Source organism: Fibrobacter sp. UWR3 (genome assembly GCF_900143055.1).
Classification (GTDB): domain Bacteria; phylum Fibrobacterota; class Fibrobacteria; order Fibrobacterales; family Fibrobacteraceae; genus Fibrobacter.
The window spans coordinates 205926-229294 of the sequence record NZ_FRCW01000004.1 but is presented as its reverse complement, the minus strand read 5'-3'; the positions used below and the strand labels follow the sequence as shown (position 1 = coordinate 229294).

Annotated in this window: 20 protein-coding genes and 1 other RNA gene; 5 read left to right on the top strand and 16 right to left on the bottom strand. The window is 55.4% G+C overall.

Going from position 1 to position 23369, the window contains the following annotated elements; all coding sequences use genetic code 11:
- Window positions 1–25 precede the first annotated feature (25 nt).
- From BUA44_RS06765 to BUA44_RS06725, 9 genes are all read right to left on the bottom strand, one after another.
- Window positions 26–1168, bottom strand: a complete 1143-nt coding sequence (locus BUA44_RS06765; protein ID WP_143151893.1) for an SGNH/GDSL hydrolase family protein — start codon at window positions 1166–1168, stop codon at window positions 26–28.
- Window positions 1169–1190: 22 nt separating this feature from the next.
- Window positions 1191–1901: a hypothetical protein gene (locus tag BUA44_RS06760; protein WP_072810064.1), complete on the bottom strand. Its 711-nt coding sequence runs from the start codon at window positions 1899–1901 to the stop codon at window positions 1191–1193.
- Entirely contained in the window at window positions 1902–3338 is a 1437-nt protein-coding gene (locus tag BUA44_RS06755) for a DUF5683 domain-containing protein (RefSeq protein ID WP_072810061.1), read from the bottom strand.
- Window positions 3339–3407: 69 nt separating this feature from the next.
- Window positions 3408–3854, bottom strand: coding sequence for a 50S ribosomal protein L9 (gene rplI, locus BUA44_RS06750; protein ID WP_072810059.1), 447 nt, complete (start codon window positions 3852–3854; stop codon window positions 3408–3410).
- Window positions 3855–3868: 14 nt separating this feature from the next.
- Complete coding sequence (gene rpsR / locus BUA44_RS06745) at window positions 3869–4120, bottom strand: 30S ribosomal protein S18 (RefSeq protein WP_072810056.1); 252 nt, start codon at window positions 4118–4120, stop codon at window positions 3869–3871.
- Window positions 4120–4491 (bottom strand): 30S ribosomal protein S6, encoded by a 372-nt coding sequence (gene rpsF / locus BUA44_RS06740; protein ID WP_072810054.1) that lies wholly within the window; start codon window positions 4489–4491, stop codon window positions 4120–4122. The genes rpsR and rpsF overlap by 1 nt, the downstream gene beginning before the upstream one ends.
- Before the next feature lie 100 nt (window positions 4492–4591).
- Window positions 4592–5731, bottom strand: a complete 1140-nt coding sequence (locus tag BUA44_RS06735; RefSeq protein ID WP_072810051.1) for a hypothetical protein — start codon at window positions 5729–5731, stop codon at window positions 4592–4594.
- Window positions 5732–5820: 89 nt separating this feature from the next.
- Entirely contained in the window at window positions 5821–6606 is a 786-nt protein-coding gene (locus tag BUA44_RS06730; protein WP_072810049.1) for a nucleotidyl transferase AbiEii/AbiGii toxin family protein, read from the bottom strand.
- Complete coding sequence (locus BUA44_RS06725) at window positions 6599–7225, bottom strand: type IV toxin-antitoxin system AbiEi family antitoxin domain-containing protein (RefSeq protein WP_072810046.1); 627 nt, start codon at window positions 7223–7225, stop codon at window positions 6599–6601. The genes BUA44_RS06730 and BUA44_RS06725 overlap by 8 nt, the downstream gene beginning before the upstream one ends.
- Before the next feature lie 130 nt (window positions 7226–7355).
- Between BUA44_RS06725 and BUA44_RS06720 the strand changes: the two genes are divergently transcribed.
- Together BUA44_RS06720 and BUA44_RS06715 are read left to right on the top strand one after the other, a co-directional pair.
- Window positions 7356–8375 (top strand): MlaD family protein, encoded by a 1020-nt coding sequence (locus BUA44_RS06720; RefSeq protein ID WP_072810044.1) that lies wholly within the window; start codon window positions 7356–7358, stop codon window positions 8373–8375.
- Window positions 8376–8408: 33 nt separating this feature from the next.
- The gene (locus BUA44_RS06715) at window positions 8409–10568 is read left to right on the top strand and encodes an ATP-dependent DNA helicase RecG (RefSeq protein WP_072810041.1); all 2160 of its coding nucleotides are present in this window, start codon (window positions 8409–8411) and stop codon (window positions 10566–10568) included.
- A gap of 47 nt (window positions 10569–10615) precedes the next feature.
- Here BUA44_RS06715 and BUA44_RS06710 read toward each other — a convergent pair whose 3' ends face one another.
- Together BUA44_RS06710 and BUA44_RS06705 are read right to left on the bottom strand one after the other, a co-directional pair.
- On the bottom strand, window positions 10616–10945 hold the full coding sequence (locus BUA44_RS06710) for a hypothetical protein (RefSeq protein ID WP_072810039.1): 330 nt from the start codon (window positions 10943–10945) through the stop codon (window positions 10616–10618).
- Between the two features lie 26 nt (window positions 10946–10971).
- The gene (locus BUA44_RS06705; RefSeq protein ID WP_178348756.1) at window positions 10972–12795 is read right to left on the bottom strand and encodes a BamA/TamA family outer membrane protein; all 1824 of its coding nucleotides are present in this window, start codon (window positions 12793–12795) and stop codon (window positions 10972–10974) included.
- 149 nt (window positions 12796–12944) lie between these two features.
- Here BUA44_RS06705 and rnpB point away from each other — a divergent pair.
- Window positions 12945–13321: RNase P RNA component class A (rnpB, locus tag BUA44_RS06700), an RNA gene on the top strand.
- 50 nt (window positions 13322–13371) lie between these two features.
- Here rnpB and BUA44_RS06695 read toward each other — a convergent pair.
- Window positions 13372–15207 carry an OmpA family protein gene (locus BUA44_RS06695; protein WP_178348755.1) on the bottom strand — a complete coding sequence of 612 codons (1836 nt, stop codon included), beginning with the start codon at window positions 15205–15207 and terminating at the stop codon, window positions 13372–13374.
- 288 nt (window positions 15208–15495) lie between these two features.
- Here BUA44_RS06695 and BUA44_RS06690 point away from each other — a divergent pair, with 288 nt between their 5' ends.
- Window positions 15496–16146 (top strand): hypothetical protein, encoded by a 651-nt coding sequence (locus BUA44_RS06690; protein WP_072810035.1) that lies wholly within the window; start codon window positions 15496–15498, stop codon window positions 16144–16146.
- Window positions 16147–16184: 38 nt separating this feature from the next.
- Here BUA44_RS06690 and BUA44_RS06685 read toward each other — a convergent pair whose 3' ends face one another.
- A complete protein-coding gene (locus BUA44_RS06685; protein ID WP_072810435.1) occupies window positions 16185–16607 on the bottom strand; it encodes a VanZ family protein in 423 nt (140 codons plus the stop codon).
- 60 nt (window positions 16608–16667) lie between these two features.
- Here BUA44_RS06685 and BUA44_RS06680 point away from each other — a divergent pair, with 60 nt between their 5' ends.
- Window positions 16668–17861: a class I SAM-dependent rRNA methyltransferase gene (locus BUA44_RS06680; protein ID WP_072810033.1), complete on the top strand. Its 1194-nt coding sequence runs from the start codon at window positions 16668–16670 to the stop codon at window positions 17859–17861.
- An 87-nt stretch (window positions 17862–17948) separates the two neighbouring features.
- On the opposite strand, the gene BUA44_RS06670 is transcribed toward BUA44_RS06680, so the two are convergent.
- The 3 genes from BUA44_RS06670 to BUA44_RS06660 all read right to left on the bottom strand — a co-directional run bounded on the left by BUA44_RS06670 (window position 17949) and on the right by BUA44_RS06660 (window position 23247).
- Window positions 17949–19481 carry a family 16 glycosylhydrolase gene (locus BUA44_RS06670; protein ID WP_178348754.1) on the bottom strand — a complete coding sequence of 511 codons (1533 nt, stop codon included), beginning with the start codon at window positions 19479–19481 and terminating at the stop codon, window positions 17949–17951.
- 159 nt (window positions 19482–19640) lie between these two features.
- On the bottom strand, window positions 19641–21074 hold the full coding sequence (locus tag BUA44_RS06665; RefSeq protein ID WP_255370477.1) for a tetratricopeptide repeat protein: 1434 nt from the start codon (window positions 21072–21074) through the stop codon (window positions 19641–19643).
- Between the two features lie 106 nt (window positions 21075–21180).
- Window positions 21181–23247, bottom strand: coding sequence for a pectate lyase family protein (locus tag BUA44_RS06660; protein WP_072810030.1), 2067 nt, complete (start codon window positions 23245–23247; stop codon window positions 21181–21183).
- Between the last annotated feature and the right edge of the window lie 122 nt (window positions 23248–23369).

Below are 23369 nucleotides of genomic sequence, written 5' to 3'. Positions count from 1 at the left end.
TCTAGAAAAAAACAAAACCTCGCCCCTAATTCCACCCGAATTCCGAGCGTATCCACGCGGTCAGGCTTTGGGCATCCGCAGCGGCCTCTTCCCTTGTCGGGTGGTAGTAAACGTTATACGCAGACTCTCCATGCGGGTCAAACGAGAACCTGTACAATTCATCAACACCCTCGCCTTCAAGAATCGCCTTCGCGGTGTCCAGGTACTGGCGGCATCTCACCATGTAATCCCCGGTAAGCATCGGGCCATCCAGCAATACAATCTTTGCCTCCGGATGGTAAGAACGTATCTTTCGGATAAAGTTTACGGTCGCGTTCACAAATCGGGTAGAATCAATCATCCTGCTTGCAAAATCGTTCGTGCCCAGGTTTACCACGACAATATCGGGATGCCACTTGCTATGGTCCCATGCAACCGCATCGAGCGACAGCGTCGCCGTCCTGTTATACACAACCGGAAGAGCAAGGGCCGTAGAACCATCGTAATTGAGATAGACCCCGTGACCGCCGCTACAGATGTTATGTTCCTCCGCATGTAGCATCTTTGCCGTCTGCCCTGCATAACTGTAGTATGAGCTTTCAAAATACAGGTCAAATTCCTGCCCCGGCACAGGCATCAGCACATCGCAACCGCAGGCAATAGAATTCCCGACAAACTCAATCCGGCGCTCCGGCCTAGCGGGCAACAAATCCTTCTCCGCACGGCCCAGCACCCGCATTCCATACACGCGCCAGTCACCAAAGTTGCTGCCAGTCCTTTTATACAAAGTAACAACATGTTCGCCATAGGGCAGGTCCGAAACTACAGGTACAGATACAGGCTCGTTCAGCGAATCTTCCTCGGAATAGGTAAGCTTTATCAGGGAGGAAGGGTCTTCTTCCCCATCCACAAAGACATCAAGATAGACGATATTGTTTGTCCAGCCCTTCATCTCCAGGGCGGTTCCGCGAAAGGCAATCGTAACGGAAGACGCCGACCACGAAAGAATCAGGAAGTCGCCTTTTTCGTAATTGGTGCGCCCGGAAATCTGCAATACGTCCGAATCATAAGGGACCCAAGTCCATTCCAGCACGGGAACATCGGTAGAATCTTCTGAATAGGAAACACTGTTGCTGCAAGAAGCTAGGCAAAGGGAACAGAGCAACGCCATGACGAGAATATTCTTCACCGCGATACCCCGCAACCACAGCCTAGAACTTCACGTTCATCAGGATTCCGCCGCCGTCTTCCAGGAACTCGGGCGCAAATTCCATCCGCTGCGAAAAGGACCTGGACGATGTCGCCCGGTAGACGCGCATCACGTCAAGAATCGAGACCACGCGGTTAAGCACCAGCGCGCCGACAGAAACCTGGAATACAATGCGGCTCACGCGGAAATGGCGCAGGCGGCTCTTGTACTCCTCGATACGCTCGGTCGATTCGGGATTGTCGCTCGAGCCCCAGTCCCACTGGATGCTCTCGCTGTATTCGTCGTCAATCGCCTTGCCCGCACGGATCATCGCCTGGTTGTAGTCCTCGTCCATATCGGGAGAGGAATTCTGGCCGGCGACTCCCCCGCGGCTGCGGTAGTCGCCCACAGTATTGAGGAGAGAAACATCCTTGCTATCCGTAGTGAGGCCCGCATGGCGCACCGCGTAGCCGTGCGCCGAGGTGATGTAGCGTTCACCAATGAAATACGACCCGATTGCAGTAAGCCAGAGGGCGGCATCCGTCCACACGAACGGCTTGACCAGCGAGCGCTCGTCCAAGTAAAGTTCGCCCATACCGGGTAGCAAGGCCGACGCCCCGAGCGCAAGCCAGAGGCTCTTGTCCTGGTTCTTGCTCACGTTCTCGTCGACGGTAATAACTACCTGCGAAAAGGCTGAGACCGCAACCAGAAGAATGACCATCAAAAGGCGCATCTAGAATCCCCAACTAGCCTGCACGCCCACGTCGAGCCCGTTAAAGATGCTCACGTAGCTATCGAAGTGAAGGCGGTCATACCACGAAAGTTCCTCGGAGTAGAGCGTCTTGTTGTGAGCGTTCGCCGTAAACGCGGCGTCGATGGCCGAAACAATGTGGTTGAGGATAAGCCCGCCGAAGAACCACACCTGCAAATCGGCGTAGTCATTCGCCTTGCTGCGCATGGAGCGGTACTCGTCCATGTTCGAGGATTTCGCGAGCGGCACAATTCCGTCGGAAGGCTCGTCGTCCTCGAGTTCGAGGTTCATGGCAACCGCCGGTTCTTCCACATCGTCCCAACCGAGCACATAAGCCCTGTCCGCAATCTGCTGGTAGACCGCAGAACCATCATAGAACGAACCGACCGACTCGATTTCGTTCTCGAGCGACGTGGGGTTGCCCACAGAGAAGCGGTCGTAATGGCTCTTGTCGTTGTAGAAAAGCCTGTTCGCCGTATAGCAACCCGCCGAAGACGCGTTGCCGTAGATGGCCTCGCAGAAACTTTCACGACTATTCATGTAGCGGGTCTCGAAGCGGGATTCTTCCGTCTCGTCAGAAAGCTGGCCCACAAGTTCACGCATGCCCGCCTCGTAACGGCCAATGGAATAGTGTTCCCTGGCAAACTTCTTGTACTTCTTGACCTGGTCGTTGTACTTGTACACCGAGAAATAGGCCCAACTGCCCCACAGGGCCGCTTCGAGCGCAAGGTAGGCACCACCGCGCACATACGTGAACGTCGAACCGCCCACATAGAGCTGGCCGGAACCCGGCACCACGAGCGACATGAACAGCGCCTTGCGCGGGCTCTTGTAACGGCCCTTCATATCGTCAATGCCATAGACCTTCGAAACCTTCACCGGGCCAAGCAGGTCTCGGCGACTCATGGAACTGGACGAAATATCCGGTGCAGGCTGTTCGGAACTGCTGGAACTGAGGGCCGCAAGCGAATCGCGGATACGGTTTTCTTCCGAAAGTCTCCTCATCTCTGCTGCATAGGCCTCTTCGGGGGTCATCGGCTTCGCAGAATCGCCGGCAGCGGAATCTGCAACAGTGGTGTCGGCCGGAGCAGTCGTATCCGCGACGGCAGGGGCGGTCGTGTCTGCAACAACAGGGGCGGCAGTATCAGCCGGAGCCACAGAACTTGAAGAAGCCTCTACAGAAGAACTGTTCGCCACACTCGAACTGGAGGGTGCCACAGAACTCGATGACAGCGCTGCACTAGAAACAGGTGCGACGCTACTGCTGGAGACAGCCGCCGAACTGGACGAAACAACCGTCTCGCTCGACTGGGCAGCCTCGGCTTCCGCCTCGAACTCCGCAAAAAGGTCACGCGGCTGCGCAAAGGACTGCACTGCCAAAAGACCGGCAAAACATGCCACTAAATGAAACTTATGCATACGGCTATAAAATAGCAAAAATCGCCCCCGCAGAGGGAGCGACTTTCTAAAGTTCAGTTGTAGCCGGAATTACTTCGCGGCGACCACCCAAACCTTGACCTGTGCTTCGACATCGCCGAACACCTTGATGGTGACGGTGAACACGCCGACCTGCTTGATAGGTTCAGCAAGTTCGACCTGAGCACGGGTAACCTTGACACCGGCCTTAGTGATGGCGTCGGCAATGTCACCAGCGGTCACAGAACCGTAGAGACGATCGCCTTCGACAACGCGGCGTTCGAGGTTGACAGAAATCTGAGAAAGCTTGGCAGCGACGTCACCAGCGGCGGCGAGTTCCTTCTGGAACTGAGCTTCGAGAGCAGCGCGGTTGGTTTCAATCTGGAGCTTGGCTTCCTTGGTTGCACGGACAGCGAGCTTGCGCGGGAAGAGGTAGTTACGAGCGTAACCGTCCTTAACCTTCACGACGTCGAGCATCTTGCCCAAGTGAGGAACGTTGGCCTTAAGAATAATTTCCATAGTCTAGTTCCTCCTTAGCGCAGACTGTCCGAAACGAACGGGAGAATGGCCATCTGACGGGCACGCTTGATAGCCTCGTTCAGCATACGCTGGTACTTGGCAGAGGTGCCGGAGATGCGGCGCGGGATGATCTTGCCACGTTCAGAGATGAAGCGACGGAGAGTCTTCTCGTCCTTGTAGTCAATGAACTTGACGTTGTTTTCCGTGAACCAGCAAGTCTTCTTGCGGCGGACACGGGTAGCCTGCTTCTTATCTTCAAAAGCCATTATTCAGCCTCCCCTTCTTCTGCGTCAACCGGGATGATTTCCTCGGTAGACTGAGCCATGTCCTTGTTGTAGACGATTTCGCTCATCGGATAATCAGCGAGAGTCATCCAGCGGAGGACGTTTTCGTTAAGCTTGAGAGCGGCTTCCATAGCGGCGACCACAGCGGCTTCTGCCTTGTAGTAGAAGATCACGTAGTAACCGTGCTGGCGCTTGTTGATGGTGTAAGCGAGCTTGCGCTTGCCCCAGTCGTCACGGCGGAGAATTTCGCCGTTGCCGTCGGTGATGCTCTTGCCAATCGTCTCGACTTCGGCATTGATAGCGTCGTCAGAGATCATAGCGTCGATGATCACCATCGTTTCGTATTGTCTCATAATGAGTCCCTTTGGTCTATCGCCCGGGTACCGACATTGGCTCCGGGAGGGTTCCGATTAAAAAATCGGTGTGCCAAATATAGAAAACGGGGACTTTTTGTCAATTCCTGCGGAAAAGATACATGCCGGGAGCGGCATTTTGGGGCACGGACCGCCCATTGAGGTCGAACTTTGCCGGTTTCGAGGGGAAAACGCCCCTGTACGTGTAGGGGGAACGGCGGATGCCGGTCGTACCGCCCGCAAAGGATCCATACGGGTCGATTTCGCGGATACTTACATACTTGTATTCGCCCTGGACCACGTTGTTCGTGCTGCCGTCGGTGCGCATCAGGGCAATTCCCCCGCCCTTGAGGATGGGGGCAAAAGCGTCCTCGAGCCCGTTGTAGTCCTTGCAGCCATCGATGGTCGCAGCCCCGCCCGAGGCCCCCGACCAGTCCTTCCCCCTGTCGAGCGCCTCGCCTACCTTCTCCCACTTGGCACTTGCGGGCTCGCCGTTCGAGGTCGAGTCAATGTAGAGTTCCAGACGGACAGATGTCCTAGATTCGTCGGGGCCACCATTATCCGGGTATGCACTATTGTACACTATAAACTTCATGCCGATCCAGCGGTCGGTCGGGAGTTTCGCGCCACCCCAAAGAGGCGTCTGCCTGCCCACCACGCCCTCGCTCTGGTAGTAGCTGCCGGGGTGCTTCCATTCCTTCTCGAAATCCCACTTGCCATCGTGCCTAAAGCGCGCATAGTATGTATTTGCATCGCAGTTGTTGCCCCCGCCACTTGCATGCCCGAGCGCACCGCTCCGTACGCCCATCACCATGCCGCCGTAGTCGGGGCCGTTTGCCGAAGCCTCGCCCCTGCGGTAGTAGGCAGTGAATTCCACATCGCGATAGAACTGCTTCTTTGCCGCCCATTCCGTCTGGCTATTGATATGGAAGCGCGGGCCGGAGCTCATCATCTGCATCACGCCGTTGCCGTCTATCTTAAAAAAGGGAGACGCATCGCCAGCGCTACGGTTGTCCGTCCACTCCAGCGGATCGTCGGCATCGCCATCCCATTCGATACCGCGGGCATGCCCATTGTTCCAGTGGGCAGAATTCCACTCGACCGAGCCCTCCTTCGTGGGGTAGAACTTCTCGATGCCGAAAGTATCCTGTGGAACCTCGTCGTAGAGGGTTACCGCGAAAGCGAGTTGGCCCAGAAGGCCTACTGTAAACAGAAAAGATTTCTTTCCAGCAAACACCATACCTTAAACACTCCTTTACGAGGAATATATGTTTTTTCTAGCTAAATGGAAACAATAATGTTTTTTTATACAGGAGCCAATCGCAAGAGTTACAACCAGTTTTCTACGAATTCCTTGAACTGCAGGATTTTTTCGCTAGAGTGGACATTGAACAGCAGATGTTCGAAATCCCGCTTTTTCATGTTTAGGTCAACGGTATCGGCGACTTTCAGGAGTTCTTTTTTTAGACTACGCAAATCCTTGATGCCGTTTCTCTTTTGCAAGAAATCCATATTCGGGCTAACTTGAGGCAAAAGGAACATACAATCGTAAAAATCCCGCCCCTTGCCACGGGACAAAAGCGCTGAAATTTTCATTGCGCAAAGAATGTCATCAGGAGGAACCTGCAACGGGAAAAAGAACCCGCATCCGCTCACGTTTACTATCTGAGGCTTGTATCCAACACCCTGATCTTCGGCTTCAATCTTTACCAGCAAACGTTCTTCCCTATGGCCGCTCAACTTCAGTGTAAAGAGCAGTTCCGGGAAATAGATGCTTCGCCGGAATGCGGTTATCCGTTCACTTTCCTTTTGCTTGACGACTGCATTCAACCCATTCCCCTGCAGGTATCGAATTATGTTGTCTGTAAGTAAAATAAAGTCTTCCTTGGAAAGATCCTTGCAGTCAAAATCCAGGTCTTCGGAGAACCTGTCTATCTTCTTGATTAGCCGGAGATTTGTTCCGCCAATAAAGGAGAGACGACTCACATATTCCGAACTAGAAATGTAGTCAAGAATCATCAGCAACAGATACTCCTTGAGCATCTGCTTTGCAAACAGAGGATTGTTCGCAATTTGTGGCGGAAAGAAATTCTTGATGTAGTTCAAATCAATCATACAACCTCAACAAACTTGCGACGCGCTTGTCCAACGCCTTATTAGCAAATTTCCTCAAATAGGCATCCATTCTCTCGCGGTCCAGCGAATTCGTCATAAAATCTTCGTCCAGGCGGAGCGCCTCGAAATCATCTTGTGTCTTGTAAAACGGGTTCAAGTACAAGAAATCCAGCAGCGCCTTTTCGGGTGTCGCCATCAAGAAATACTGGCCATTTGCCGACGGATGCTCTATAGGGTACGGCGCATAGCCAAAAAACAACGACGGCTTTAGGTTCTGGTAAACGAACTGCCCCCAGCCATTTTCGAACGAGGCGGTCTTTAGCGACGCCACGCAGGTCAGTTGCACCACCGTTTCGGGAATCATCCCGTAGAACGCAAGCGCATACTGGAGCGAAATGTAAGAAGGCTTGTAAATCTTGTTAGCGGCAAGCCTCACAAAGTCAGGATTTTTGCCGAACTCCGGAAAAGAAAACCACCCCCGGCGCAGGCGCACGATATATCCCTGCTTTAGCCAGTGCGTCAAGTTCATCTGACTGAAATCAGTATACTTCGCAAGCACCTGGTTCGTCGTAAAGCAAACCAACGGGAAAAAAGCTTCTTTAAACTGCAAAAAATTCATTTTATTTCCGTTGTTATACAAATATATATAATTTCAGAAACAAAATCAAATTTTCTCTATTTTTTTCGTTTTCTACGTTATTTTGCCGTTCAACAAAGAAATCCATGCGAAAAAAACTATTTTTCCGCACATGAACAAGTCCGACAGGATTATAGGCTACATTTCGCTCCTGGCGCTCCTCGCCCTCTTTGCGGGCATTGCCTACGGCATGTTCGAGGCGCACGAGCACGTGACCTACAAGGCATACGTCGATTTTGACGAACTGGGCTCGCTACAGCCCGAAGACCCGGTGGTCATCCGCGGCTACAACGTGGGCACTATCGGCAAGGTAACATGGCTGGGCGACCGCGCCCGCGTGGAAATCAAGTTCGACGAGCCCCGCACCATCCGCGAGGGCACGCAGTTCAACAACGTGAACTACGCCATCATGGGCCAGCGCAGGCTCGAGATTGTGCCGAACAAGCACGGCAAGGTGCTCCCGCAGGACTTTATCCACCAGGGAACGTTCGAGCCGGGAATTTCCGAGGCGCTCCGCTACATGGAAGACGTGAACGCGCAGATTACCCGCGTCCGCGAGGTGATAATGCTTATCGCGAACGGGGATTCCACCCACCAGTCCGCGCAGGAACTCTACGAGAACGTGATGGGTACCATCGAGGGAATCCTCGAGAACGCCGACAAGACCATCGACAAGCTGAACCCCGCCATAAACGGTCTCGTGAAGCAGATAAACGAGGCGGGCAACACGGTAGCAACCATGACAGACCAGGTCGATACCACGGTGAAGACGACGACTGACGCCCTGAATGCCAAGATAGGCGAAGCCGAGAACGTCATCAAATCCATCGCCGAGGGTACGGAAAAAGCCGAGAAGATGATTGCCGACATCGAGAACTCCCCCGCCATGAACAAGCTCATGAATTCCACCGAAATCGTGGACAAGGTCGCCGACCTCACCAAGAAGATGAACGAGCTCATCGCGGCCATCGACACGAAGGGAATCAAGATGTACGACGACCAGGGCAAGGAAGTAAAGCTCTTTACCTGGAAGAACACGAACCTTATCGGCAAGACTGCCCGCGAGAAGGCGAAACTCCGCGCCGAGAAGGGCGAAGCACTGCCGGGTTCGGAAGAGGTCGAGGGCGAATAGCCCGAAAGCGCAAACCAACGGAAGCGCACCCAGATGGAAATTTCGCAACTACCGGGGCTCGGGCCCAAACGCGCAGAAGCGCTCCGCAAGGCGGGGCTCGGTTCCGTTGCCGACCTGCTGTACAACATTCCGCGCACATACCTCGACCACACGAAGGTCACCCCCATCGGGCAGTGCCGCGCCGGCGACAAGGTGGTGCTTATCGGCACCATCAAGCGCGCGGGCGTGGTGCGCGGGAGACGTTCCCGATTCATGGCGACGCTCACCGACGGCACGGGCGAAATCCAGTTGTTGTTTTTCCAGGGGACGAGCTACTGGGCAAGGCGCATCAAGAACGATACGCGCTGGTGCGTCTCGGGTGCGGTCGGTGAATACCGCGGCCTCCAGATGACACACCCCGACATGCAGCCGTTCGATGACGACGAGGAATTCACCGGAGCGATTCTCCCGGTGTACCCCATCAGCGAAGCCTGCCGCGAAGCCCGCATGGAGCAGAAGTTCTTCCGCAAGCTGTACAAGACCATTTTCGGGTTCCCGGGACTCACGCTGCCCGGGCTATGCCCGAAGGCGCTCACGGACTACCTCCGTTTTGCGCCGGTCATGCAGAACCTGCGCACGCTCCACCTGCCCAAGGAATTCCCCGCGATATACAAGGCGAAGCGCGAACTGAAGGTCCTTGAACTGCTGCCGTTCTGCCTGCGCATGGTGAAGCGGCGCGAGAACCAGAAGTTGCGCGGGCACGAGCGGCAGATTGACCTCGGGACGGTAATGGCGGCGAAGGCGCAGTTGCCGTTCGCGCTGACCCGCGGGCAAGAAGAAGCTCTCGACACGATTGTAGCAGGTCTTAACGGCAAGAAGCAGTTCCACGCGCTTTTGCAGGGCGACGTCGGCTGTGGAAAGACCGTGGTCGCGATGCTCGCGATGATGGCCGTATGCGGCGGCGGAAGGCTTGTCGCCGGTTCTAATATGCCCGCCGATAACGGGATGCGCGAGCAGTGCGCGCTGATGGTGCCGACAGACATTCTCGCGCGACAGCACTACAAGAGTCTCAAGCCGTTCTTCGATGCCGCAGGCCTGAACGTACGCCTGCTGGTCGGCGCCACACCCGCCGCCGAGAAGAAGGTAATACTCGGGGAAATCCAGATGGGGCTCGCCGATATCGTGATAGGCACGCACGCGCTATTCAGCAAGGACGTGATTTTCTCGCGTCTCGGGTTCGTTGTCATCGACGAACAGCACCGTTTTGGCGTGGGCCAGCGCGAGGCCCTGCTCGCGAAGGGCGACTACCCCGACATGCTCGTGATGAGCGCGACGCCGATTCCGCGAAGCCTCGCGATGACGCTCTACGGCGACCTGAAGGTCATCAGCATCAAAGAAAAGCCCGCGGGCCGCAAGCCCATCAAGACGCGCCTCGTGAACGCAAGCAAGCGCGAGGACATGAAGAAGTTTATATGCAAGGAAGCCGCCACCGGGAACCTGTGCTACTGGATTGCGAGCCGCGTCGGGAGTGACGACGCTTCGGCAAGCTCAGCAACCGGCGATAACAGCGCAAGAACCGTCGACGAGATTGTCGAGGAACTGCGGGCGTATGTCGCAGGGCCGGGCCGCGCCGTTTTAGGGCCGGCTTTAAACGGCGACACGCTGAAGGTCGCGGGCGTGCACGGCCAGATGGACGAAAACGAGCGGGATGCGATTATCGCGCAGTTCGCCGCCGGAAAGATACACATCCTTGTGGCAACGACCGTAATAGAGGTGGGCGTGAACGTGCCCGCGGCAAACCTGATGGTCATCGATCAGCCCGACAGGTTCGGGCTCGCGCAACTGCACCAGTTGCGCGGCCGCGTTGGCCGCGGCGATCGGGAAGCGTGGTGCTTCTTGATGATGCCCGAGGGCGACACCGCCGATACCAGCATGGAGCGGCTCTCCCAATTCTCGCAGACCGAGGACGGCTTCGAGATTGCGGAACTCGACCTGCAGACGCGCGGCGCAGGCAACCTCGAAGGCAACGAACAGAGCGGCGCGTGGGTGTTCCGCTGGTTCGACTGGATAGCCGACCAGGAACTCATCAGCCAGACGCTCGAGACCGCCGAGCACATACTGCACGACAAAGAATCCTTCGACGACACCGCCCGCGAGCAGATACAGGCGTGGTACGGCGAAAGGGATTTCGCGAACGAAGACGGCGTGCACTAGGCCCGCGCAATTCTATACGCGATTTAAACCGCGCGATAATTCCGCAACTAGATTAAATTGGTAAACGTGCCGAGCACGAGCGCCAAAAGCGCAATATTCAAGAAGAACATCGCCCTGCGCACAATCATGAAGAACACCGCCTGCCAATGGAGCAGGTGGTCGGTCGGGGCGACAAGTTCCTTGAACGCGAGGTAAATATTGAGCGCGCCGGTAAGCACCATCATGAGCGCCCCCGCAAAGTAGCCCTCGCTCCAGACCATCACGGTAACGATGACGCCCGCCACCATCGCAAAGAACCCGATGATGAGTTCGACGCGCAGAATCATGTTCTTTATCTGGCGCAACTTGGCGCGAGTCATATTTTTCTGTTCTTCCATATTACCAATATTAAAAACTGCGCGTCTTACAGCGTATAGCTTGTCGTAATCGAGTAGTGCGGTTCAGCCTTGCGCGCGCCGTTCAAGGGGAAGCTCACATCGAGTTTGTTTATCAACTTGCTTATTGACTTTGTCTGTACAAAACGCGCGCCAAAGCCAAGCACGTAAATCAGGTCCTTGCGTCGGATATCGCCAATTTTCCACGCAGTCTCGCCCACGCTCGCATAGCCCACGAACACGGGAACGAGCGTCGCGATTTCGAAATCCGGGAACCAGCGCTGTTCCAGGCTTCCGTAGACGCGGGCCTGCCCCGTGTAGAACCCGGTCGGGAACCCGACAAAGCCATCCGTACCGCCGAGAGAAAGCTGGTAACCGTAACGCGCCTCGTCATAGAAGTCGACAAGCCCGGTAAGCGCCGTAGAGAACCTGTTGTTCGGGTGGAAAATATATTCGCCCTTCACGCGGGTGTACATGTCGCGCATTTCGCCGTGGTCCAGGTAGAAGTTGCTGTACGAAAGCAGCGTCAGGTAGTGCATCCCCGCGCCCAGGTAAAGGTTCAGCCAGAAGTCGAGCCGTATATCGTTGTCGTGCGCGCCTATCTGTTCGTAGTTTTTCGAAAGTTGCACCTTCGCGGTCCAGCCCTTGTCCACATCCTCGTTCCACTTCACGTTATGGAAGTTGCGGAGTTTCTCGTAGCGCAAATCCGAATACATGATATAGGCGCCCAGGCGGGAATCCTTGCGTTCCGGGAGCCACTCGTTCCAGGCAGACGCGGAATCAATCGCGTACGAATTTTCGCCGTCGGTAAACCTGTAGCGCAACAGTTCGCCCTTGCTTGCAGTGAGCCTGCGGTAGTCGTATGTCGCCCCGAGGTAGAACTTGCGCTGCGTGCCCCCGAAGGAGCGACTCACGCGAAAACTGAGCGAGTCACTGATGAATCCCTTCACCTTCATGAGTTCCACAGTCTCGTCGCCGTTATACTGCTGGAGCGAATCGAGCGGCAAATCGGTCGGCGAAAGAACCGTACCTGCGGGCAAGTCGCCACTGCCATAAACGTAATAGTAACTCTCGTTCTTGAGGCCCGCGAGCGTGTAGGCCCACTGGTTCACGCTCCTGCTGAGGAACGGCACGTACATTGTCCAGCTGGCGAGGTAGCCGTCGGTATTGTAACTGTAGAGGAAATCCAAATGGTTGTAGCGGAATATAAAGTGCGGCGCGCCGTATTCCACCTGCCACATGTCGCGGAACTCGTTGTGCCCGAAATAGAACCCGAGCAGTTGTCCGAGCCCGAGGAAGTTGCTTTCTTGCACGCCGACACCCCACACCAGGTTCTTGTACTTCCATTCGCGGCCACCGAACCCGAAACTTGTCAGCACATTCAACGTCCAGTTGTCGCTCGTGTGCACGTTCACCACATTCTTCCCGCTATCCTGTTCCACCGTGATGGTGGCATCGCTCAAGAAGCGCTGTTCGCGCAGGAACCGCTCCGATTCGAGCATCAGGTCGAGATTCACCATGTCGCCCGTATTGAAGAGGAGCAACTTGCGGACGGTGTGCTCGCGGGTCTCGATATGCACAATGTTCAGGATGTCGTAAACCAGTTTATCGTACTTGGTATGCACCTTCGAATCGTCAAAGGCATCGCCGATATCGTAGACAATGCTATCGACGCGAAAAAGTGCGGATGAATCGCGAGACGGACTTGTTACCGACGGGTCAAGAGAAGCCGCGACAGAAGAATCGACCGTAGCGGAATCTACAGCAGAGGAATCCGCAACAGAGGAAACGGGCTCGGCAAAGGCGACCGCCGCAAAAAAAGCAAGAAACAGAGAACAAACAAGTTTATGCACAGTGAAATCCCCAAAGGCAGGTCTAATATAGAAAGAAAGCAAAAAAGGCAGGCCGAAAAAAGCGCGAAGAAGCGCAAAAACGCGCAAAACCGTATTCCATACAGACCACTTCGCACTTGCCGGCCGGAGCGATTGTTTTTAAATTTGCCTGCGGGTAGCGGATGGCCGCCGGCAGCAATGCTGGAGGAAAGTCCGGGCACCACAGGGCAGGATGCTGGATAACGTCCAGGCGCGGAAACGCGACAGACAGTGCAACAGAAAGCAAACCGCCAGGTTCGGGCGCAAGCCCGGGCAAGGTAAGGGTGAAACGGCGAGGTAAGAGCTCACCGCATTCCTGGTGACAGGGATGGCACGGTAAACCTCATCCGGTGCAAGACCAAGCAGGAATCCGTCCGCAAGGACCGGCTGCGGCTCGCGGCTGTTGGATATCCGGGTAGGTCGCTTGAGGCGGTCGGTAACGACTGGCCCAGAGAGATGGTCATCGCCCCGCAAGGGGTACAGAACCCGGCTTATAACTACTCAATATGGAAACCCCCGCTAATCGCGGGGGTTTTCACTTGTATCTTTTACAGAGTACTACTGTTCGTCGTTGTAGAACGGCACGAGTTCCACGCGGCGGTTCTTCGCACGGCCGGCCTTTTTCTTGTTGTCGGCAATGGGCTTCGTGGGGCCGAATCCCTTCGCGCGCAGGCGTTCCACAGGAATCCCCTTACGGATAAGGTAATCTACCGCCGACTGGGCACGGCCCTGCGAGAGGTTCATGTTGTATTCTTCCTCGCCCACGTTGTCCGTGTGGCCCTGAATTTCGAGGTTCACCTCGGGGAACTTGTTCAACAGCGAAACAATGTCGTCCAGGGTCTTGAAACTCGGCTTGGTGAGCACGGTCGACCCGCTCTTGAAGTTGATTCCCTTCTTGAGGCGTTCCAGGTCTTCCCTCTTGTTCACGGGGCAGCCCTTCTTGTCTATCTTCACGCCGCGGAGCGTGTTGGGGCACTTATCCTGGTAATCGGGCACGCCGTCCTTGTCGGTATCCATCGGGCAGCCGGTCGTATCCACGGGTATTCCCTTCCCTGTCGCCGGGCACTTGTCGTTATCGTCGGCAACGCCATCGCGGTCCTCGTCCTTCGCGCATCCGGTCGAATCCACGCCGATGTTCGGGAGCGTGTTGGGGCACATATCCTGGTAGTCGGGCACGCCATCCACGTCAAAGTCACGCGGGCAACCCGTAGTATCCACGGTAATACCCTTCGGGGAATCCGGGCACTTATCCAGGTCGTCCGAGACGCCATCTTCATCCGTATCGGACATCGGCAGAACCTTCACGAACGATTCCGTCTTCTCGACCGTATCGACCTTCACGAGAGTATCCACATGCACAAGCGTATCGACCTTGAACAGGGTATCCGTCTTCGCGACCGTATCCTGCGGCGGCAGCCCCTGCGGGCATTCGCGTTCCGGAGCCTTTTCCGCTCCGCCAAAGTACCACGTGAGCAACCCGGTGAACGCATAGGTCGCGGTAGGCACGTAGCCGTAAGTCTTCACGTAGCCCTTCTCGTCCTTGTAAGTAATCGTGTAGTCCTCGGTCCCGCGCATTTCCGTCGACTTGCTGCGGCCAAAGTTACGCATGGAGCGCACAGACAGGTCGAAACCGCCAGCAATATCCACACCGAACGGAGTATGCAGGCGAATACCCGGAGTAAGCGTCATCGGGTCTTCGAAGAAATCAATCGGGTACTTTTCGCCTTCTACGCGGAACTCGCCGGAAAATTCGATAAACGGGATAATCCAGTCGGTCATGAACCAGTTAAGGCCCGTCGAATAAACAATAGTGTTCGAGCCCAGGTTCGCGTACATGAACCCGCCCTCCAAGTTAAACCGCAAGGGAACGTCGCGCTTGGTAAAGTCAAGAGTCATGATGGCGTGAGCACCCACCACGACTTCGTCGGCGGTATAGGGATTGGTATATCCTTTATCCTTAAGCATCCAGGCATGGCGCGGACGCAGACCAATTTCCTTCGAGCCCGTCGGCAGCATCATGTGCAACTGCATCGCAAGCCCGAGAATGTTGTCTTCGGCCAGGAACGGAGCAGACACCTTCATGAACAAGTCAATGTCACCCGGACGTATGTTGCCGGTCGCTTCCAGGTAGTCTTCCGCATAGGAGCGGTCATAGTTGATAGGGAGCGCAACCGCCACATCGATATTATCGGCCAAGCCAAACCCGATGTAGAAGTTACCCGTCGCAGAGATCTTGAAATCCTGCAAGTGCTGCTCGACACCATCATCGTAAAAAACGCCACCGCGGGTAAGCGCCCACGGGTCGATAGTCACGTTACCGCCGGTTCCGAGCGAGAACCTGTACTTGCCCAGCGTTTTCGAATTGATCTGGTGGATACCGTCGGTTCCGCCCATAAGGCCACTTTGAGCAAAGGCTAAGCCCGCGGCCATCAAAAGAAAGAAAGTAAAAAAACGTATTTTCATAATATTTCGATTAAAAATTCATCGCCAAATTTAGAAAGTTATTCCTATATTCCAATATTGATAAAAGGCCCAAGAAGCGTATTTTTACGCAATAGCAGGAATTATTTACAAACCGACGGACGCAGTTTTCATATTTTTGTAACGTACGTCACACAATAATGCACACGTGCAAAACACGACTTTATCGAGCGCACCAGACAAGGAGAAAAGAGGCTTTAAATGATCTGCAAAAAATGCGGCAGGGAATACGCTGACGACATGTTCAATTGCCTCTGGTGTGACGCGCCCAACGAACACCATGTTCCGCCCGAAGTTCCCGAAACGGTCGACATCTCCGAAGTTCTTGATGTGCAGCAGCACGTAGACAACATCATCCTCAGCAGGATACCCGAGGAACACAGGGAACTAGACGAAGAAGGCGAAGCAAAAGTCGCCAAACACCCCGCAGGAAACTTCATGTGGTGCGCAGCCATTCTCGGAGCGGGCGCCTACGCCATATTCCTCGTGCCTTTCTACGTAGCTTTCTTCCACCGGAAAGAAATCCTGAAAAAAAGTTCCATGCTGAAATTCATCGGAGCGTACGTATCCTCGATGGCAGCATTCACCATCCTCATGAACATACTCGACCTCAAGAAGCTCATCGAAAAGCTTCCCCTGCACGGGAACTCGGCAAGCATTCTCCAGGCCTTTACGACACTCGGGCAAGCGCTCGTCTATCTTTTGCTCTGCGGCTATACTTCAGCATTCATCATGAAAAGGCTCGCTCCGGACTACAGTGCAGAAGAATACGAGAAATGCTCAAAGGCGGCAACGCTCTTTGCCGTACCGGCAATGATTCTCTCGTACATTCTAGAGCAATATATAAAGTAACGTTGTTCGGGCTACTTTGTAAAGCCGCCTTGTTCGGGCTACTTTTCTTCGGGCGGAGGTGGGACCGGATCAAAGCGGTTCAGGATGCGGACAACAACCGCATAGACAATTCCGCCAATCAAGCCACCGGTAAGGTCGGCCACGAGGTCAAACACGCTGCTTTCGCGACCATCCACGAAACTCTGGTGGAATTCATCCGTGCAACCGTATGCAAGCGCGAGTACGCCCACAACAAGTACGCGCAGCCACTGCCGCTTGGACCACTCGGCGCGGGACCAGAGCATGGCATAGCAACCGGCAAGAGTCGCGTATTCGCAGAAATGCGCCAGCTTGTCCCAGACCTGCGGAAAATCTTCCAGTTGCTCGTTTGTGAGCGAAGATATCTTGAAGATTATCGCCATGCAGAGAACAGCGGGAACGGCACGGAAAAACGGGTACTTGTCAAAAAGGCTTTCAAACATCTTGACGCCAAATATAAAAAAACGCCCCGCCCAAACTGCCATTTTTCTACATTTGTATGCATGAAAGCGATTACCCTGAAGGCCGGACGCGAGAAGTCCGCATTGCGTTACCACCCGTGGATCTTTAGCGGGGCCGTCGACGAAGTCGTCGGCGACCCGGAACTCGGCGATACCGTCGAGGTGTACAGCTACCGGAGCGATTTTCTGGGTCTTGCGGCGTACTCGCCCAAGTCCCAGATTCGCGGGCGCTTCTGGACGTTCGGCGAGAAGGCGAACATCGACCGCGAATTCTTCAGCGACATTCTGGACCGTGCGATTGCCGCCCGCAAGAGCCGCGGCTTCGACATCGAAGACAAGGAATCCGCTTTCCGCCTGATTAACGCCGAGAACGACGGCATTCCGGGCTGCATCATCGACAAGTACGCCGACATCTATTCTGTCGAAATCCTTGCAGCCGGTGCGGAAGTCCACCGCGAAACGATTTACGAGTTGCTTGCCGAAAAGACGCACTGCAAGGGCATCTACGAGCGCTGCGATTCCGAGGTGCGCCGCAAGGAAGGCCTGCAACTGCGCACGGGTGTAGTTTATGGCGAAGTGAGCGACGAGCCCGTAATCATCAACGAGAACGGCATCCTCTTCCCCATCGACGTGAAGAACGGTCACAAGACGGGTTACTATCTGGACCAGCGCGACGCCCGCCGCCGCATTGGCGAACTCTCGAAGGGCAAGAAGGTCCTGAACTGCTTCTGCTATACCGGCGGGTTCGGGCTATACGCCCTCCGTGGCGGTTGCGAGAAGGTTTACCAGGTAGACGTCTCGAAAGACGCCCTCAAGCTCGCGAAGGAAGGCATCATGCGGAACAAGCTCAGCACCGCACATGCCACGCACGTAGAAGCGGATGTATTCCAGTACCTGCGCAAGTGCCGCGACAAGGCGGAAACGTTCGACCTCATCGTGCTGGACCCGCCCAAGTTCGTGGAAAGCAAGGATAACCTGCAGAAGGGCGCCCGCGGGTACAAGGACATCAATCTACTTGCAATGAAGCTGTTGGCCGAAGGCGGCATGCTCGCGACCTTCAGTTGTTCCGGGCTAATGGAGATGGACCTGTTCCAGAAGATTATCGCGGATGCCGCCGCCGATGCACATCGGCGCGTTCAAATCATTGAACGCTTCGGCCAACCCGCCGACCATCCCGTAAACACGGCATTCCCCGAAGGTCAGTACCTCAAGGGATTGCTCGTACAAGTCGTTTAACCATTCTCTTAAAACAGAAGATGCCCGACTTGATCGGGCATGACAACGTTTGAGCGAGCACGACAGCGGGCTCGCGAAAGTTGCTTCCTATTTCTTGAACCGCCGGATTTCCGTGCGGTTCTTGTTCTGCACGGCAACGTGGTAAATGCCCGCGGGCAAAGCCTGCACGTCGAATGCAGCAGACCGCGCAGCAATTTTGCGCATCACCTCGCGCCCCTGCAGGTCAAGAATGCGCACCGTCGCACCATCAATAAACGTGCTTCCGAGTTCTACAAACAGATGGTTGCCAGCATAATGGACCGAAGTTCCGTACACGCTTGCGAAATTACCCAGCGCAGTCGTACCCGTGTCGGTTTTTGCCGTATCCTTCTTCGTCGTATCCTTCGAGGGAACAACATCGTCCTTGCCCACCAGGCGCCACATCTGGTTCCATTCCCAGTCGTCGGCCCAGCTCTGCACCACGCGTTCGCCGTCTGTTGTCGCACGCAGGTACATGTTGCTGTGCTGCATCTTCATGCGCACCACGGAGCCCTCGTACCCGGACTGTTTTTCCATTACCACCTTCTGGTGAGCGCCCCCATTCCACTTGTAAAGACCCATCGTGATGCCCGCATCCGTAGATTCGTTCGGGGTATCGAGAGAAATGTCGCCGAAGTTGATGCGGAACGTCGTCGAAGATAGCGGCGTAACCGTCGCAACAGCATTCTCGCCATTGCAATCGCCCAACGCAAGTTTGTCTTCGGATGTACGGACCATGCAGGTACCAAAATTCATCGACATGATGCGCACCGTATCGGGTTTCGCGGGCTTGGCCTGCCACACGCGCACCCAGTCCGCCTCGAAATACGCCGGCTTGTCGGAGGTAATCTCGATATCATCGCCCGCCCAGCCACCGATGGCGAGGTTCACGATGATGTACTGAGCCGCAAGCTGCTTGATTTCTGTCGGGCGCGTGTAACTTGCAAACCGCTTGTCGTCAAAGTAAAAACTGAGGGTCGACTCGTCCCATTCCACGCCGTAGTTGTGGAAACCTGCAGAGCGGTCCACGTCATCGTCCTTGTGTCCGCCGAAGGACGCCTCGTGATCCCATGCAGAGCCGTGACTGCTATACCAGCTCGGGTCGGTGTAGTGCAGGTAGTAGTGGTGCTGCTTGCGCGACGCAGGGATTTCGAGAATGTCGATTTCCGGAGGCCAGCCGTCCTGCAGGGTCCAGAACGCGGGCCAGGTCCCCTTCTGCCACGGGGCCTTGAAGCGGCCCTCGATGTAGCCGTACTTCACCTCGAAATGGCCCTTCGTGTCAATCGCGCCGCTCGTATAGTCGACCGGGATTTCCTTGTTGTTGAACTTCGCCTTGCGCCCGTTGGCATCCGGGTGCACCTTCTTTTCGCCCTTCAGCTTGAGCGTACCGTCAGAGACAATCACGTTCTCTTCGGCACAGTAGGCGCGATGGTTGTGCGTTGGGCCCCAGTTGTACGTGGGGTTCCATTTCTTCTTGTCAAGAGAAGTACCGTCGAAGTTGTCCTCGAACACCTTCTCCCAACCGCTGAAATTCGCCGGCGGGTCTGCAAAAGCTAGCGTTGCTGCAACCGCACCCGCGAGAACCAAGAATTTTCTTTTCATATCCTAATCCAACCTCATCCAAACTTTTTTTCCGACATCCCACCTTTTATTACCTCGCTTAATCTATACTCTTTTGTACAAAAACGCAATAGAGCGCCCCCGCACAAACGCAAAAACGCCCCGATTTCGGGGCATTTTCAAGAAAACTTTTTTAAACGTTTATCTTGTGCGGCGCGGGAGCTCGGACGCATGCTTCTCGAGCCACACGGCATCTTCGAGGGCGCGTTCCGCCTCGGTCGCCCAATCCGATTCCGGGTACTGCTGCACCACGGTGCGGTAGCGGGTCACAGCGCTATGGAAGTCGCGCAGTTCGCGGTAGATGTTGCCCATCTGGAGCGTGGCAAAGTAACGTTCGTCAGGCGAAATTTCCGTTTCGAGGAGAGCCTTGTACATCTGGAGCGCGGCCTCGTAACTCCCCGCCTTGAAAAGCAGGTTCGCGTTCGCAATCGTCGGCGTATCGGACGGTCCCTTCGCTTCGCTCGCCACAGGCGCGGCAGGGGCCGTTTCCACCGGAGCAGCCTTCTCGGCAACAGGAGCAGATTCCTTAGCGGGCGCAGCAGCTTCTGTTGCAGGGGCAGCACTCGCCACCTTCGCAGAATCGGCGGCAGCCTTCATCTCGGCAAGACGGTCTTCCGCGGGCTTGCGGAACTTGGCATCCGGAGCGGCCTTCTTCAGGTAGGCGGCCAGGGCCTTCTTTTCAAGGTCGTTCTTCTTGCCTTTCTGATAAATTAACGCAAGGTAGTAGTTGGCATCGTTGCCCTCTTCCTTGTATTCAAGGCCCTTCTTCAGGTTAAATTCCGCCTTGTCGTACTCGCCCATGTAGTAGCGCGTGACACCGGCATAAAAATAGGCACCCTTGTCGCCGGGCTTCTTGGCGAGCACTTCGCGCCAGAGCGGGGCGGCATCCTTGTACTTGCCCTCGGCAAGCAGCTTCTTGCCCTTCTCGAACGGGTCGGTCGGCACCACAGTTTCAGCCTTCGCAGGTTCCGCAGCCTTCACCGGCTCAGCGGGTTTTGCCTCGGCGGCCTTCGCAGGTTCAGCGACCTTTACCGGTTCCGGAGCCTTTTCCGCGGCCTTCGTTTCGACCGCTGCCGGCGCACTTTCCGGCTTTGCAGGTTCGGCAATCTTCGTCTCGGCAGGCTTCGCAGGTTCAGCGGCCTTGGATTCCGCAGACGGAGCTTCCGAAAGTTCCACCGCAGGGGCGGTAACCTCTTCCGTAGGCTTGTTCTTCGGGTCCTTCGCGCGTTCCTCTTCGGCCTTCGCCTTCTTGCCCATCAGTTCATAGACCCTCGCGGCACCCTCGTACGCCTTGCTCATTGTCGGCGTAAACTTGTACGCCAGACGGTAATTGGCAAGGGCGCGGGCCAAGTCCTGCTTGGGCATCTTGAGGTAGACTTCCGCAGCAAGGAAATACGCCTCGGAATTCTGGGGCTGTTCCGCAAGGATAGCCCTGTATTCACCGAGGGCCATTTCGTATTCGCCCTTGGCCTCGAAAATCGCCCCCTGTTCTATGCGGGGGTCGGCAGCGAAGGAAGTACCAAACGAAAATGCAAGCGCAAGGGCCGTAGCGGCCACGGAAAGTCTGATGTTCATACGAAGTAATATAGCAATTTTCATCATGGACATCGCTGTCCTTACCCGAATATACAGGAAAAGGCCGCCGAAGCGACCTTTGCATGCGCACCTTCGGTGAGGAAATCTATGGTGCGGACTTCAGGATTTTTAACTGGAGCGCAGAGCCAGCCGACACCAGACGGACCACGTACACACCCGCACGCAGGCCCGAGAGGTCGACAACGCGGGAGGCGCTGGAGAGTACCTTCGTACCGTCCATCCGCACGACATCCACACGGAACATGCCTGCAACGCCGATTTCAAGACGGCGATCAGCGGCGATGTAACGCATTGCGGGGGCGCGCAAGGATTCTGCAATGGACACACTTGTCTCGCTGTCGCTTGACTGCAGTGTGACGCTAGAAGAACTGCTGCTAGACAGATCCTCGACCGGTGCCGAGGATGACGAGGCAAGAGAACTGCTGCTGGACAGATCCTCGACCGGTGCCGAGGATGACGAAGAAGCGAGAGTCGAGGATGACGATTCAACCGGCACAACATTCCCGTTCCAGCCCTTGTACGCTACGAGCGCATCCTTGAGCGGCTGGTTCACATCAGAAGAAGCATCATCAACAGAATTGTCGAAAGTCCACTTAAAATCGCCGCCCTGCACGCGCCCCGCATACCGTACAACGTTGTCCCTAGCCGTTGCGGCATCGTCCGCCTTGTAGCTGTACATAACGGAATTGTCGGTATCGAAGTTGTTGTAGGTGTTTGCGCCGTCATACGACTTGACCGTAGAGGGCACCTTCGTGCCACGGCTATCCACAACGTACGCATCGAAATCCTCGGAGGTATTGATTCCCTGGCTTGCCGCCGTCGTTTCCACACCCTTTACCTTGTACGAGGTCGCGCCATACGGAATGAACGTGTAGGAACCTTCAAAATGGTTGCCGTAAGCCTTGATGGTTCCGCCCGCTTCCTTGCTGAACGTGCCGTTGTTCGTCGGGTCGCGCTTGGTGCCGCTCGCATACACGTCAGTCCCCTGCATCGACGTGAGCATCGGGTACTTGCAGTTGCGGAAGTAGTTGTTTTCCATGAACACCGAGGAACCCAGCGTAGAGCCCGCGCCATACTTCGCATTGCCGTCGTAATAGTTGTTGTACACGTGGGCGCTGTAGTAGCGCACGCGCGGGTGGCGGCTGTCGGAATGGTCGTACCAGTTGTGGTGATACGTGATGTAGTAGCCATCGTTCGTACCTTCCTTAAGGCCAAGCAAGTTCGACTTACCGTTGTCCCAGAAATGGTTGTAGCTGAACGTAATGTACGTGGAAAGTTTGCAGTCAAGCGCGCCATCGCCCTTCACCTGGTCCTTGTCGCTGCCCGCATCGCCGTAGAAGAAGTCGCAGTTGTGCACCCACACGTACTGGTTGTTCTGCTGCAGGCCAACGTTGTCGCCTTCATCGCTGTTCACGTTCATGATTCCGAGATTACGGATTTCCACGTTCTGCGCGTTCTTGACACGAATGCCCCAGCCGTTCACCGTAGCATCGGGCCCGACACCTTCCACCGTCACGTAGGAGGTTTCAGACTTGCCGAGGTCAATCACCATGTCGCCCTGCACGAGCGAGTCGGAATCCGTCACGTTGCCGACAAAGCGCAGGTCAAGCGGAGTCGTCTCGTAGCCCTTCTTGAAGCAGTTCAATATGCCCTGGAAGCTCTTGCAAGTTGTCTTTGCACCCTTTGAACTTGTAGCCACGTCCATCGTCACGGTATTCTTGGTGCTTTCGGTAATGTAGAGTACCACGGCGCCATCCTTGAGCGTGCCGTCGGCCTTGTACGCACCGGGAACGCGCCCGTTGGCAAAAGCAAAACCGCTGCGGTCGTGCGCCTTTACCGAAAGCGTCTTTGTAGTGGCAGAAGCGCCTTCCTTGCCGCTCTTCACGCCCACAATCTTGAGCGTGTAGTCGCCCGCCTTGAGCCCCGGAACGTCTACGCGCCAGGTAGAGCCGTACTTGCGGACAAGTTCCGCATCGACCTTAACATTGCTCTTGCCATTACCCGAGTAATACACGTTGTAACTGTCGGAGCCGTCCGAGGCCCACTGGGCATAGGCAGATTCGAGCCAGCCACCGGCATCGCCGAGGGTCACCTGGGCACCCGCCACGGTCACCAAACCGAGGCAAGCGAGAACTGTCGTACAAGATTTCATAATCACATCCCTTTTTATTGTTCTCACTAAATATAATCACAATTCAATCAAAAAGCAACAACTTTTCTTAAATTTTTACAAAAACAAGGTTTTTAGAAACAAATTGTTCTCAAAATTTATAA

Excerpts from the sequence above, each read along its gene's own strand:
- BUA44_RS06760 (WP_072810064.1), bottom strand. The coding sequence starts at position 1,901 with ATGCGCCTTTTGATGGTCATTCTTCTGGTTGCGGTCTCAGCCTTTTCG.
- rpsR (WP_072810056.1), bottom strand. The coding sequence starts at position 4,120 with ATGGCTTTTGAAGATAAGAAGCAGGCTACCCGTGTCCGCCGCAAGAAG.
- BUA44_RS06670 (WP_178348754.1), bottom strand. The coding sequence starts at position 19,481 with ATGAAAAGAAAATTCTTGGTTCTCGCGGGTGCGGTTGCAGCAACGCTA.
- BUA44_RS06695 (WP_178348755.1), bottom strand. The coding sequence starts at position 15,207 with ATGGGCGGAACCGACGGTATCCACCAGATCAATTCGAAAACGCTGGGC.
- rplI (WP_072810059.1), bottom strand. The coding sequence starts at position 3,854 with ATGGAAATTATTCTTAAGGCCAACGTTCCTCACTTGGGCAAGATGCTC.
- BUA44_RS06735 (WP_072810051.1), bottom strand. The coding sequence starts at position 5,731 with ATGGTGTTTGCTGGAAAGAAATCTTTTCTGTTTACAGTAGGCCTTCTG.
- BUA44_RS06755 (WP_072810061.1), bottom strand. The coding sequence starts at position 3,338 with ATGCATAAGTTTCATTTAGTGGCATGTTTTGCCGGTCTTTTGGCAGTG.
- BUA44_RS06715 (WP_072810041.1), top strand. The coding sequence starts at position 8,409 with ATGGAAATTTCGCAACTACCGGGGCTCGGGCCCAAACGCGCAGAAGCG.
- BUA44_RS06710 (WP_072810039.1), bottom strand. The coding sequence starts at position 10,945 with ATGGAAGAACAGAAAAATATGACTCGCGCCAAGTTGCGCCAGATAAAG.
- BUA44_RS06725 (WP_072810046.1), bottom strand. The coding sequence starts at position 7,225 with ATGAATTTTTTGCAGTTTAAAGAAGCTTTTTTCCCGTTGGTTTGCTTT.
- BUA44_RS06665 (WP_255370477.1), bottom strand. The coding sequence starts at position 21,074 with ATGAACATCAGACTTTCCGTGGCCGCTACGGCCCTTGCGCTTGCATTT.
- BUA44_RS06690 (WP_072810035.1), top strand. The coding sequence starts at position 15,496 with ATGATCTGCAAAAAATGCGGCAGGGAATACGCTGACGACATGTTCAAT.
- BUA44_RS06660 (WP_072810030.1), bottom strand. The coding sequence starts at position 23,247 with ATGAAATCTTGTACGACAGTTCTCGCTTGCCTCGGTTTGGTGACCGTG.
- rpsF (WP_072810054.1), bottom strand. The coding sequence starts at position 4,491 with ATGAGACAATACGAAACGATGGTGATCATCGACGCTATGATCTCTGAC.
- BUA44_RS06720 (WP_072810044.1), top strand. The coding sequence starts at position 7,356 with ATGAACAAGTCCGACAGGATTATAGGCTACATTTCGCTCCTGGCGCTC.
- BUA44_RS06685 (WP_072810435.1), bottom strand. The coding sequence starts at position 16,607 with ATGTTTGAAAGCCTTTTTGACAAGTACCCGTTTTTCCGTGCCGTTCCC.
- BUA44_RS06730 (WP_072810049.1), bottom strand. The coding sequence starts at position 6,606 with ATGATTGATTTGAACTACATCAAGAATTTCTTTCCGCCACAAATTGCG.
- BUA44_RS06680 (WP_072810033.1), top strand. The coding sequence starts at position 16,668 with ATGAAAGCGATTACCCTGAAGGCCGGACGCGAGAAGTCCGCATTGCGT.